Origin of the sequence: Streptococcus mitis (genome assembly GCF_001579035.1) — a bacterium.
Taxonomy (GTDB): domain Bacteria; phylum Bacillota; class Bacilli; order Lactobacillales; family Streptococcaceae; genus Streptococcus; species Streptococcus mitis_J.
Genome location: NZ_KQ970288.1, coordinates 174244 through 186868 on the forward strand (window position 1 = coordinate 174244; position 12625 = coordinate 186868).

Genomic DNA, 12625 nt, shown 5'->3' on the forward strand with positions numbered 1-12625 from the left:
CCACATGGCTTGGGTTTTCTGGGGATAGGAAAGGGAATCAGGCAGATTTTCCACAAATTTCTCCATCTCAGCCCCCAGCTCTGTGTATAAGTCAGCGATTTTTTGATAATCTAGAACTTCTTCTGTCCCAAAAGCGAGGCTATCTATGCCCAACCTAGCCAAGATATCCACAGCTCCTTGACCAAAGAAATCAGCTGCCTGAATACTGACTAAAAAGGGCAATTCCACTACCAAATCTGCTCCATTTTCCAGCGCCATCTGGGCCCGAGTCCACTTGTCTACGATAGCAGGCTCTCCACGTTGCATGAAATTTCCAGACATAGCTACGATTTTCAACCCCTCTGCCTGATCCAGCAGGTATTTGTGCCCATTATGAAAGGGATTAAACTCCGCGATAATACCTGTGATGGTCATGATAATCTCCTACTTCTGCGCGACAAAAAACCAACGGGTACTGGTTTCTGTTGGCTCCTTATCCTCAAAGTCGGCATAGAGTTTGAAGGATTTGAATCCAGCCTGTTCTAGCAAAATATCATAGGTCAAGACTTCATAGGTCCGCTCTTCATGTACTTCATCGTGACGACTAAAGGAACCGTCCGCCTCCTTGACAAAGAAAGTCAGCTCATGGACGATGGAGTGAGGTGCCGCATCCTCATAGGTATCCCAGAGCATGGCGAAATCTTCCGCATTTTCATGGTAAGAATAGCCAGGGAATACTTCATCTGTCTGGTAGGTCGAGTGCACGTCAAAGATGAAAACTCCGTCTTCATTAAGGGCATTATACACTTCCTTAAAAACATCCCCTACTTCCACCTCATCCTGCATGTAGCAGATTGAGTCCGAGTAACACGTGACAAAGTCGTATTGACCTGCCTTAGACAAATCCAGCATATTGCCTTCCATAAAATCAATCTTTTGCTTGGCTGAAGCCGCTCTCTTTTCGGCAATTTTCAACATATCTGCGCTCAAGTCCAGTCCAGTCACATCAAAACCAGCCTGAGAGAAGCGCACTGATTGAATTCCTGTCCCACAAGCCAATTCCAAGAGTTTCTTTCTCTCCTTAGTTTTTGGCAAATGACGAAGAGAAAAATCAGTCCATTTATCGTATAAACTATCATCCATCACAGCATCGTAAACAGCCGCAAAGGTTTCATAAGTTGCCATAATCATGATACCAAGAGCCTCCATGGCAAACACCACTCGCTCTATACCTTTCTATCCATTTTTTTCTAAAATAAGCAAAGAAACCCAGTTGACTGCAACTGAGTTCATCTTCTAAGCAAGAACTTCTGAAATATCTACAGAATTCGCCTCATGCCATAGTTTTTCTAGGTTATAGTGGGCACGCATTTCTTCTGAGAAGATATGCACTACGACTCCACCGAGGTCTAGCAAGACCCAACCTCCAGCTGCATCGCCTTCGATATGGCTGCCTTTAAAACCAGCTTCCGCTACTTTTTCACGGATATTGTCAGCGATAGCGTCCAACTGACGGCTATTCATTGAACTAGTAATAACAAAGTAATCCGTTACGCTAGTCAAATCTTGTACGTCAAGTGCGAGGATATCCTCCGCACGTTTCTCATCAGCCGCTTTCACGACTAGTTCTAGTAATTCTTTTTCGTTCATTTAGTCCTCTTTTAAAAAATATTTTTATAATCTAGGACATCTGCAAAGCGCTCCTCCCAAATGTCCTCATAAAATTCATTTATCGTTTCTGCTGGAATGTCATCTCCATCAAAAGTTGTGACAGCACCTTCTGGAATAATAAGCTGATAGCCATATTCAAAGGCAACCTTGACAGAGGTATCCACACAATATTCTGTCTGCATACCACATAAAACTAATTTTTCAACCCCCTGTTTATCCAAGTATTTTTTTAAACCAGTTTCTTTGAAAATACTGTTATACTTCTTCTGAAAGACCTTTTCATTAGGTTTTCGACTTAAAAGTTCAGATAACTGCCAATCTTCTGATGTTTGAGCTTCAGAGTTCTCAATATGTTGAACATAAATAATTTCTATATTCTTGCTTCTAGCCTGGTTTTGTAAATAAGAAATTTTTTCCAATAGACTATTTGTCTGAAAACCGGTTTCCACTAAAATATTCTGAACATCAATGATTATAAAAGCCGTCTTCATTTAGTCCTCTTTCAAATAGTGCACAAAGGCGTTATAGGTTTCAAGGGTTTGGGGATAGATAGGAAATCCCTGATGAGCTAGATGCTCCACGGTACGAGCTGTTTCGTAGGCCACTGCCTTATTGAGCGATAGCTCAGCAATCTCACGCGCCATATCCACACCTGGAAAGGCACGATTGTGCTCGATATAGTCTGCGACGTAGATGACCTTATCTAGGTCTGTCATCTGACCAGCACCGACTGTATGGATTTCAATGGCTCGCAGGATTTCCGGATCATGCAAATCCAAATCTTCCTGAATTTTGTAAATTCCGACCATACCATGCCAGACATTATTGCCCCAGTTTTTGAGGTCAGGGTCTAGCTGATAACGGTCAATCAAGTCTAGAAATTCCTGATCTGACAGCTTTTTAGCATAGTCATGAAGAAGACCTGCAAGACCTGCTTTCTCGGTATCAACTCCAAATCGCTGAGCCAATTCTATGGCTGCACGCTCTACACCCAAGCAATGGGTTAAGCGTTTTTCGGGTAGAAGCTCGGCCATTTTTTCCAACAAAGCCTCACGGGAGCAGTTGATATAGTCTTGATAGGCCATCAGTAAAGTCCCTCCTTCTCGATGTAGTCCAGCACTGGCTGAGGTAGGAGAAAGTTGGGTTTCCGACCTTGGGCAATGAAGTCACGCACCATGCTGGACGAGATATCCATGAGAGGCACATCCACCCAGATAACTGGATAGGAAGTTCCAGCCTTATAGCGTGGGCGCTGAACTCCCACAAATTGAACCATGTCAACCAGCTCATCAATTCGGTACCACTTAGGCAGATAGTCCACCATGTCGGCACCGATGATAAAGTAATAATCCGTATCTGGATTCTTCTCAGTTAGAAGCTTCATGGTGTCGTAGGTGTAGGAAATGCCCTTGCGCTCCAACTCAATGGTTTCAATGGCTAGGCCTTCAATCCCCTCAATCGCCAATTCAAGCATCTTGAGACGATGGTGTTCAGGGATGGTTTCCTTTTTATCTACATGAGGAGGTTGGTACTCAGGCATGAGCAAAACCTGGTCCAGTCCCAACTGCTGGCGTACTTGGTCCGCAACAATCAGATGGGCATTGTGAACAGGGTTAAAATTTCCCCCTAAAATCCCGACTTGCTTGCGTTTTTTCTCCTTGATTTCTGGCTCCAACTCTACCTTGGTAAAGGGAGTCAATAATTCGATTGCCATAGGCTAGTCTCCTTTATTTCTCTGTAAAAACAGTTATTTGGAGTAGATTTTTTAGATTTCTTTGACTTTTTTAGAAATCTTGCGATTCTCTTTCTTGCTAGACTGTTTAAACAAAATCAAGATGCGTCCGATTTTTTGGACTGTGTCCACACCGATTTCTTCTTCCAAGATTTCAGCCACTTCGTGGATGTTTTCATCTGTATTTTGCAAGAGTGTAACCTTAATCAATTCCCGTGCGTCAAGAGCCTGACGGACGCTGGTTTTGATTTGGTCGTTAAGTCCATTTTTCCCGATTTGGATGATGGGTTTGAGGGTGTGTGCCTGACTGTTGAGGAAGGCACGTTGTTTTGATGTTAATGACATAATTTCTTCCTTGTTTTTTTGATAGTTATTTTAGGTGGTGAGGGACGGTCGGAACTAATTTTTCAAAGATTTCATCTTTGAAAAATGGATTTCTTGACCTCACAATTGAGCCTAGGTCTCAATTGTGCCCCTTACCAATCTAACGATTGGCAAGACACCACGGCAATAACTATCTTTTTATTAGCTCACTTTGTTCGCTCAGTGATTTTATTTTAAATTATTGCTTTTCGTGTGACGACGGCGACGCCTTCTGGTGCCCAGACGGCGACTTTGGCAGTGCCTGTTACGCGGATCCAGCCGAGTCCTGAGATGACTAGGTCTGTCTTATACTTGATGTTAAATACATGTTGGACTAGTTTTGGAAAATCTTCTTTTTCCTTGCTATTTGGTGGTGTTAGAAGGGTTCCGACGTGCTTGTCATAGAAAGCACTAGCGCCTTCAAGCTTAGTACGATGGAGTTTCAATTCGTTGTCAAAAAAGGCAGTGAAACCTTGCTTTTCACCCGCAATGAAGTCAAAGCGTCCGAGTCCACCTAAAAACAGGGTTTGTTCAGGATTGAGCTGATAGGTTTTAGGCTTGATTTCCTTTTTAGGGCTGACATACTTGAGGTTTTTGGCCGTCAAGTAGTGGGCCATCTGGTGGCGGTGGATAATCCCCGGCGTATCGTAAATATAAGATCCGTCGTCAAGCGGAATCTCGATCTTGTCCAAGGTTGTCCCTGGGAAACGCGAAGTCGTAATGACATTCTGATCACCCGTGATCTCTTGGATAATGGCATTGATTAGAGTTGATTTTCCAACGTTGGTTACACCGACCACATAGACATCACGGCCCTTACGGTAGTGCTCAATCTTGTCAATGACTTCCTTAATAGCATGTTTGTTTTGGGCTGAAGTTAGGACGACATCAACTGGACGAAGCCCTTCTTCGTGGGCACGCTCCATGAGCCACTGGCTAATCTTGCCCGTTTTAACAGACTTGGGCAGGATATCTTTTTTATTTCCGACCAAGAGGACATCATTGCCCGAGACGAAACGTGGCAAACCTGGAATGACAGAGCCATTAAAATCAAAAATGTCAATGACATTGACTACCAAGGCATCACTGTCTCCTACCTCGTGCAAGAGCTTGAGGAAATCATCGTCCGTCAACTGGACATCCGTGATCTCATTATACTGGCGGAGACGGAAACAGCGTTGGCAATAGACTTCGCCAGTCTCCAAACCTTTTTCAAGTGCTGACTGAGGAGTAAATCCAAGACCAGCCTTGTCTGTCGTCTGAATGGTCGCTCCACAACCAATACAGAGAATTTCTTCCATAGTTAAATTCCTTTTTTATATGTAATCGGTCCGTACTTTTCAGTGATTTTTCGCATGACACGGCGCTCACGAGCTCGGTTAATCTGCGTTTTGATCGAGTCATGCTGGACCAAGGGTTTGACTAAAATCGAGCGAATGCCAGCACGGTGGGCTGCTCGAATATCTGTCATGAGCTGGTCACCAACCATGACCACTTCGCTTTTCTCATAGTGAAATTCCTTCATGGCACGGTCAATCCCAAATGTGAAGGGCTTCAGAGCCCAATAAACGTAATCAATCCCAAATTTCTCAACTGCTCGTTGGACGCGTTTTTTAGTGTTATTTGACACTAAAATAATGCGAATGCCCGCGTCCCGAAGGTCATGTAGCCATTGCTTCATCTCTGGCGTCCCGTCAGGATTATTCCAAGCAATGAGAGTATTATCCAAATCGACCAAAACAGCCTTGATTCCCTGCGCCTGCAGGCTTGGGACTGTCAGATCATAAACTGCTTCCACAGCAAAATCTGGCATATAATTTTCAATCGCCATTCTGGCTCCTTTTCTTAACTTTTTTTCGCAATTTTCCTTAGTAACAATGACAGGACAATCCACAAACCAGCACTGGCCAAGCTAATGTAGAGCCAAGCATTTGGTTCATCTGTTAAAGGTAGGGGAACATTCATTCCGAAAAATCCTGTCACGACTGCCAAAACAGCTAGCAAGACTGAGATGATAGTCAAGGTTGTCAAATTATCATTCAGATTGTTGTTTAGGATGTTGTTGTAAGATGCTGAAAGTTGTTGAAGGACTTGAGAAATCAAGTCTGTCATGGACACCAGCTGATGAGCCTCAATCATGGCATCATCAAACTGTTCTCTCTCAATCTCGTTAAAACTACGATACAAGGCATGACCTTGGATATGTTCCAGCAACATGCGATTTTGCTTGGCAGCCGCCGTCAGATAAACCATACCGGTCTCCAAGTCGGAAAGCGCAAAAAGGTTTTTCTTAGTCGTCCGCTGGCGCAAGAGGCCATTAACCTCGTCCTTACTCTTGTCCATCTGCTCAATGACAGGATAGTAGGCATTGCTGATGATTTCCAGACTGGCAAAAAGAAATTTGTAGATTGAAATAATTTCATGGCTTTCAAGGTAGATTGCCATGCGTTTAATCACATAAGTATTCTTGTGATTGCTGATAGTAATCAGCCGTTGTTTTTCAACGATAAAGGTCATCGGAATCGCTTCATAATATTCTTTGTCTTTTTCTAAATCAAGAACATTATAAATAAAGGTTACCGTCTCCGTTTCACGGTTATAATCCATATGAGCTCGTTCATTTCTATCCAGAGCATACTCAATGGTTTCCTTGTCCAATCCATAGATGTCAGAAAGATCTTCCATATTTTTAATCTTATCCACATCAAGGTCTATCCAGGTACAACCATTGCCCAACTGCTTTTCTAAAACCATCTTTTCTCCTTTATTAAACTCTCTCTATTGTACCACAAATTACTTAAAATAACAGGTCTAGTCTGTGCGTGAGAAATTGCTAACAACTGTGATATTTCGGTTAGGGACAAAGTGAAGAGCTTGCTCCTCACTACGAAGCTGGGTCGTACGAATTCCCACGCTGACGACCTTGCCCGATACAGTAATGGGGCCATTTGTCAGAACGACCTCATCTCCCACATCCAGTTGACGTTCAAAAAGGATGAAAAAGCCATTGATGACATCAGACAGAAAACCTTGGGCTCCCATCCCAATAGCCACCCCAGCAATACCAGCTCCAGCAAGCAAACTAGAAACTGGCAAACCTAAAATCGATAAAATACAGTAGAGTAAAAAGAAATATAGCGTATAATTAAACACATTTTCTAGTAAACGCGCAATAGTCTTTTGGCGCCCGACATCATGATGAGACATTTTTAGAGAAGGTTTGACAATTCTCTGAACCATGGTATGAAGCATTTTTTTAGCAATATAAAATACAATCAAAAGCAGTAAAAGAGAAATAATCTTGGTTAGAATATTCTCGATAATGGTTGTCACATCTAGCTTTTCAATATAAGCTTGAATAAATTTTTGCATATAAAACTCCTTTATTTCATTATACCATATTTTCATCAGTCTCATTCTCCATAAATATTCAAAAAATAGACAGAAAATTCTTGATTTTGTCTATCATTTATACTATAATCATAATCACTACACAAAAAGGAGATTATTATGAAAAGAATCATTCATGCTTGGAATAAGGCAAGCCTTGTCAAGCGTATCTTGATTGGTATGCTTTGTGGGGGAATCCTAGGACTGACCCTTCCTAATCTCTCAGGAATTGGGCTACTCGGGGATTTATTCGTCGGAGGTCTAAAAGCTGTTGCTCCTATCCTAGTCTTTGCCCTCGTTGCCAATGCCCTTTCCCAACATCAAAAGGGGCAAGATAGCAATATGAAAACTGTTATTTTCTTGTATATCCTAGGGACTTTCGCCGCTGCTCTTGTAGCTGTACTAGCAAGTTTCATCGTCCCTATTGAAATCACCCTAAATAGTGCCAATACTGAAATTGCACCACCAGATGGGATTGGGCAGGTCCTCAGCAACCTCTTGCTCAAACTGGTTGACAATCCAGTCAATGCCCTCATTACTGCCAACTACATCGGTATCCTATCTTGGGCAGTTGTTTTCGGGATTGCCATGAGAGAAGCCAGCAAAAATAGTAAAGAATTACTAAAAACTATCGCTGACATGACTTCTAAAATTGTCGAATGGATCATCAACCTGGCTCCATTTGGAATCCTTGGCCTTGTTTTTAAAACCATTTCTGACAAGGGAATCGGAAGCCTTGCCAACTACGGTATTTTATTGGTTCTATTAGTAACGACTATGCTTTTTGTTGCCCTTGTGGTCAACCCCTTGATTGCCTTCTTCTTTATAAGACGCAATCCTTACCCTCTAGTTTGGAACTGCCTTCGTGTCAGCGGTGTGACAGCCTTTTTCACTCGTAGTTCTGCGGCTAACATTCCTGTCAACATGAAACTCTGCCATGACCTTGGGCTAAACCCAGATACCTATTCTGTTTCTATCCCACTTGGTTCTACTATCAATATGGCTGGAGCAGCGATTACCATTAACGTTTTGACCCTTGCTGCAGTTAACACTCTTGGAATCCCTGTTGACTTTGCGACAGCCTTTGTTCTCAGTGTAGTAGCAGCTATCTCAGCCTGCGGTGCTTCTGGTATTGCCGGAGGTTCCCTCCTTCTTATCCCAGTTGCTTGTAGCCTTTTCGGTATTTCTAACGATATTGCCATGCAAGTTGTTGGGGTTGGATTTGTGATTGGGGTCATCCAAGACTCATGTGAAACAGCCCTTAACTCTTCTACAGATGTCCTCTTTACCGCCGTTGCCGAATACGCAGCAGCCCGTAAAAAATAACTCATAAAGACAAGCCTGCTCAGGTTTTGTCTTTTGCTCTTTTATTCTAACTTATACTCTTCGAAAATCAAATTCAAACCACGTCAGCTTCGCCTTGCCGTACTCAAGTACTGCCTACGGCTAGCTTCCTAGTTTGCTCTTTGATTTTCATTGAGTATTATCAGGAAATTCTTATGTCTATTAGCCAACGTACGACCAAGCTCATCTTAGCTACCTGTCTTGCCTGTTTTCTTGCTTATTTTCTCAATCTTTCCTCAGCAATCTCGGCTGGAATTATCGCTCTCTTGAGCCTATCTGATACGCGTAGAAGTACTTTAAAACTGGCTCGCAATCGACTCTTTTCCATGCTCCTAGCTCTGGCTATCGGTGTTCTAGCTTTTCACTTGAGCGGATTTCATATCTGGAGCCTTGGCCTCTATCTTGCCTTCTATGTGCCTCTAGCCTACAAGATGGGCTGGGAAATTGGCATCACACCAAGCACTGTTTTGGTTAGCCACCTCTTGGTACAAGAGTCAACCTCTCCAGACCTTCTAGTCAATGAATTCCTTCTCTTTGCTATCGGTACAGGATTTGCTTTACTAGTCAACCTCTACATGCCTTCACGAGAAGAGGAAATCCAGCACTACCACACATTGGTAGAAGAAAAGTTAAAAGATATACTCCAGCGCTTCAAATATTATTTATCCAGAGGGGATGGACGCAACCGAGCACAGCTGGTTGAAGAATTGGATACCCTTTTGGAAGAAGCCCTCAGACTGGTCTATTTGGATCACTCTGACCACCTCTTTCACCAGACCGACTACCATATCCACTACTTTGAGATGAGACAGCTACAAAGTCGTATCCTGCGAAATATGGCCCAGCAGATCAATACCTGTCACCTAGCTGCCAGTGAAAGCCTGATTTTGGCCCAACTCTTTTCAAAAATTGCAGGCCAACTGAGCCAGACCAATCCTGCCTCTGATTTACTAGATGAAATTGAACGCTATCTGGAAGTCTTTCGCAACCGCAGTCTGCCCAAAACAAGAGACGAATTTGAAACCCGCGCCACCCTTCTCCAACTCCTACGTGAAGCCAAAACCTTCATCCAAGTAAAAGTTGATTTTTACCAAAAATATGGACAGTAAAAAAGAAAACTTCAGAACAATCACAAAGGTGAATATCTGAAGTTTTCTTTTATTTGTAAGTTATCACCATAAAGGTTAATAGTAAAACGAATAAGGCCAAACTCACCAATAAAGTAAGAACCTTGACCAAGGTGTTGCTCTGCCAGTAACTTGGTTTACCAATATTACTGGTGGCATCCATGGAAAATAGTTGATTTTGACGGGGTTGGATGGTTACCAATACAATCAAAGCAAGAGATAGGACAATAGCTAAAACAATCAGTATTTCAATCATAGGCCTACCTCAAAATTCCCAGCAAAGTAAAGAGTAAACCAATCAGAATCATTAAGCCCAGTAAAAGTGAAAAAGTCTTACTAATCTTTTCCCCTCGGGTTTCTTTTTCCTTCTTGATGGGTTTTTGTTTCAACTCTTCCATGCGACCTTCAACGTCTTTGTAAAATAAATCTTCGTCTGACATGTTAGCCTCCTAAAACAGTTTGCATGGTTTCCTGATATCGCACCAAGTCAACATAGTTTGCATGTTGGCCTTGTTTGCCAAGTGCCTGACGCATTTGATCAACATCTGAAAGGGCCAGTTTAATGGTCTCAACCAAAGCAGAAACTTCACTACTTTCAAATAGATAATCTGGAGCGATATAGAGTCTATTGTGCACCGTCTGATTAAATCCAAGAATCAACATATTATGCTCAAAGGCCTGACGAACTGCCTGCAATAACTCATTGCTATAGTTGATATCCAAGTAAATATCCGATAGTTGATAGAGCTCCTGAATCTTCTGCGGACTAGCGTTCTGATAAAGGACCACATTAGGATAGCGAAGCATGTCTAAGAGCTTAGAAGACATCTCTGTCACCGCTGCGATACGGAAAGTGACATCAGGCAAGGATTCTACGATTGCTTCCACTTGCTCAATCTGATCTGAATTGGTCAAGATTAAGGCATCTCTTCGAAGGAAATTATCACGTTTGAACTGGTAATGGTAACCCAAGTGCACAAACTGAGCATGGTATTTCTCGTCAGTCAATTCTAAAGCGCGCTCATAAGTCGCCTTATTTGGAATGATGATCTTCTTAGTACGCACATTATCACTTTCCAAAATCAACTGCATATTTCCCGGAATGGCATCATAAAGAGGTTCCTGCCAAACCAAAACATCTGAGCCAGACTTATCTGGATGATAGAAGGAAACCAAGAAAGGAGTCGCTAAGGTATTAAAGATAAGCTGACTTGTGTCTATTTCCAAATCTTGCAAAAAGAAGGTGATAAATTCAACCTTATTGGCAAAGTAACGCATGGACTGACCAGGCAAAGTCAATAAGATATCACCCGTCACATGGTTTTCAAGCAAAACTTGTTGATCATTGACATCTTGGTAAATCGTCATAATCGGCTCACTATCTGCGCTATAGGTCGTTGTAGCAAAGCAAGCTCCGAAGCGATTATAGTGGTCAACCTGACGTACTCTACCTTCTAGGTCTTTCCAGTCTACCTGTTTAACCAAGCGAGCCTGCATTCCGTCAGCATAATGAATGACAGCTCTCTCCTGTGTCATATCCTCAATACGAGCAGACTGATTATTTCCTGAAATTTCCCAAAAAGCTGGAATAGGAACTTGGTTAAAATAAAGAGGTTTTCCCTTTTCATAGCCTAGATAATAAGTAAAAGGAGAAACCAGACCATCAGGCAGAAAACCATCTGCATCGATGACCACTCCAAGTTGAGAAAGACCAGTAGCGACTAGACTTTCATGTAAATCTCGACTTTCCTGACTATAACGATCATAAAGTTCAATCATGGAGCACCTCTTCTACTGTTTTCTTCCACTTTTCTAACATTTCTTTGGTTAAGAAGCCTTCCGCAATTTGATAAGAATGGGCACGCATAGCTTCCAAGCGATTTTCTTGATACAGTTGACAAATCTTAGTTGAAAAAGCTTGCTTGATTTGGTCTTCTACATGGTCATATGAACTTGGAATCAAATAACCATTTTGCCCATCTTCTATAAATGTCTGATTACCATAAGGCACATCAAAACCGATTAGTGGTAGACCTGAACCAACAGCTTCCATCAAAGTCAAACCAAAGCCTTCGCTGGTAGAAGCCGTCAAGTAGACCTCATACTGGCTATAAATCTGCGCAAGATCCGCATGCCCCTTGAGTTGGATATAGTCCCCAGTCTGATGAGTTGCAATAATGTCTCGAAGAAGAGAATCTTCTCCACCACTACCATAAATATCAAAGGTTAATTCAGGAATTTCCTTACGAGCCTCAATGACCGCCTTGACCAACCAGTCAATGTGTTTTTCTTTGGCAAGACGTGAAGCCGTAATCAAAGAGAATGGCTTACGTCCTTGACTTGACTCAGTTAATGCATCAATACTTCCTACAGGAATAGTAACAATCTTTGGACGATGCTGAGTATATTTGGCAAATTGCTCTTGCAACACTTCTCTCTGTCTATCAGTTGATACGATAAAGAAGTCAACCTTATCTGCATTGGTAAACTGATAGTCATAGTAGTTGTTCCAAAGGATATAGTCCTCATTTGTAGCATTTTCACTATAATGCTCCGCATGAACAACTACTGCTAAATGCGCTATCTGTGCTTCCTCAAAAACAACCTGTCCAATGCCTGTCTCTCTATCAAGAATAACCAAATCAGACTTGTTCAAATTCAAGGATTTCATAAAGGCACGCATAAAGGCTTGCTTTCCATAGAAAATCTTATCCTTGAAACGATAAACTTCTTCCTTCCCTTGATTGATCAAAATATCATAGGCTGGAGTCCCGTCTTCATTATAGAAAGTTCTTTGGTATAGGACTGCAACATTATTCTTGGGAGCAAAGTATTCGCTACAATAACGCGTATAAGAAAAGTAATCCTTACGAATCAGTTTTCCTTTAAAAACATACTCAGCGTGTTGAACCAAGTCCTTGTTCTCATCCACCAAATAACAGGTGACAAACTTATCTTGGTCAGAAAAGAAGACACGCAAGACCTTCCCATTCTTTTCTCTGCGACTTTCGACACCACC

General features: G+C 42.1%; 17 protein-coding genes. 2 read left to right on the forward strand and 15 right to left on the reverse strand.

Annotated features, from left to right (window positions below; genetic code table 11):
- The 11 genes from SMIDD26_RS07015 to SMIDD26_RS07065 form a co-directional block, all read right to left on the reverse strand.
- A partial coding sequence (locus SMIDD26_RS07015; protein ID WP_246746971.1) for a nucleotidyltransferase family protein occupies positions 1-414 on the reverse strand: 414 nt, incomplete at its 3' end.
- 9 nt (positions 415-423) lie between these two features.
- Positions 424-1164 carry a class I SAM-dependent DNA methyltransferase gene (locus tag SMIDD26_RS07020; protein ID WP_061439688.1) on the reverse strand — a complete coding sequence of 247 codons (741 nt, stop codon included), beginning with the start codon at positions 1162-1164 and terminating at the stop codon, positions 424-426.
- Between the two features lie 111 nt (positions 1165-1275).
- Positions 1276-1629: a ribosome silencing factor gene (gene rsfS / locus SMIDD26_RS07025; protein ID WP_061439658.1), complete on the reverse strand. Its 354-nt coding sequence runs from the start codon at positions 1627-1629 to the stop codon at positions 1276-1278.
- Positions 1630-1640: 11 nt separating this feature from the next.
- A complete protein-coding gene (locus tag SMIDD26_RS07030) occupies positions 1641-2141 on the reverse strand; it encodes a cysteine hydrolase family protein (RefSeq protein ID WP_061439659.1) in 501 nt (166 codons plus the stop codon).
- Entirely contained in the window at positions 2142-2735 is a 594-nt protein-coding gene (yqeK, locus tag SMIDD26_RS07035) for a bis(5'-nucleosyl)-tetraphosphatase (symmetrical) YqeK (RefSeq protein WP_061439660.1), read from the reverse strand. It abuts the gene before it with no gap.
- Entirely contained in the window at positions 2735-3364 is a 630-nt protein-coding gene (locus SMIDD26_RS07040) for a nicotinate-nucleotide adenylyltransferase (RefSeq protein ID WP_061439661.1), read from the reverse strand. Before SMIDD26_RS07040 ends, yqeK begins: the two co-directional genes overlap by 1 nt.
- A 51-nt stretch (positions 3365-3415) precedes the next feature.
- Positions 3416-3727 (reverse strand): ribosome assembly RNA-binding protein YhbY, encoded by a 312-nt coding sequence (yhbY, locus tag SMIDD26_RS07045; protein WP_000060169.1) that lies wholly within the window; start codon positions 3725-3727, stop codon positions 3416-3418.
- Positions 3728-3939: 212 nt separating this feature from the next.
- A complete protein-coding gene (yqeH, locus tag SMIDD26_RS07050; RefSeq protein ID WP_061439662.1) occupies positions 3940-5046 on the reverse strand; it encodes a ribosome biogenesis GTPase YqeH in 1107 nt (368 codons plus the stop codon).
- 2 nt (positions 5047-5048) lie between these two features.
- Entirely contained in the window at positions 5049-5576 is a 528-nt protein-coding gene (locus SMIDD26_RS07055) for a YqeG family HAD IIIA-type phosphatase (protein WP_061439663.1), read from the reverse strand.
- A 14-nt stretch (positions 5577-5590) separates the two neighbouring features.
- Complete coding sequence (locus SMIDD26_RS07060) at positions 5591-6499, reverse strand: magnesium transporter CorA family protein (protein WP_061439664.1); 909 nt, start codon at positions 6497-6499, stop codon at positions 5591-5593.
- Between the two features lie 57 nt (positions 6500-6556).
- Complete coding sequence (locus SMIDD26_RS07065; RefSeq protein ID WP_001168881.1) at positions 6557-7117, reverse strand: mechanosensitive ion channel family protein; 561 nt, start codon at positions 7115-7117, stop codon at positions 6557-6559.
- 138 nt (positions 7118-7255) lie between these two features.
- On the opposite strand from SMIDD26_RS07065, the gene sstT reads away from it, so the two are divergent.
- Together sstT and SMIDD26_RS07075 are read left to right on the forward strand one after the other, a co-directional pair.
- On the forward strand, positions 7256-8461 hold the full coding sequence (gene sstT, locus SMIDD26_RS07070; protein ID WP_061439665.1) for a serine/threonine transporter SstT: 1206 nt from the start codon (positions 7256-7258) through the stop codon (positions 8459-8461).
- A gap of 173 nt (positions 8462-8634) precedes the next feature.
- Entirely contained in the window at positions 8635-9588 is a 954-nt protein-coding gene (locus tag SMIDD26_RS07075) for an aromatic acid exporter family protein (protein ID WP_061439666.1), read from the forward strand.
- A 49-nt stretch (positions 9589-9637) separates the two neighbouring features.
- Here the strand turns inward: SMIDD26_RS07075 and asp5 are convergent, their stop codons facing one another.
- The 4 genes from asp5 to gtfA form a co-directional block, all read right to left on the reverse strand.
- The gene (gene asp5, locus SMIDD26_RS07080) at positions 9638-9862 is read right to left on the reverse strand and encodes an accessory Sec system protein Asp5 (protein ID WP_000569974.1); all 225 of its coding nucleotides are present in this window, start codon (positions 9860-9862) and stop codon (positions 9638-9640) included.
- A 4-nt stretch (positions 9863-9866) separates the two neighbouring features.
- Positions 9867-10046: an accessory Sec system protein Asp4 gene (gene asp4 / locus SMIDD26_RS07085; protein ID WP_001278708.1), complete on the reverse strand. Its 180-nt coding sequence runs from the start codon at positions 10044-10046 to the stop codon at positions 9867-9869.
- A 1-nt stretch (position 10047) separates the two neighbouring features.
- Positions 10048-11385 (reverse strand): accessory Sec system glycosylation chaperone GtfB, encoded by a 1338-nt coding sequence (gtfB, locus tag SMIDD26_RS07090; RefSeq protein ID WP_061439667.1) that lies wholly within the window; start codon positions 11383-11385, stop codon positions 10048-10050.
- Positions 11378-12625, reverse strand: a 1248-nt coding sequence (gtfA, locus tag SMIDD26_RS07095; RefSeq protein ID WP_061439689.1) for an accessory Sec system glycosyltransferase GtfA, incomplete at its 5' end; no start/stop codon positions are given. The genes gtfB and gtfA, both read right to left, overlap by 8 nt.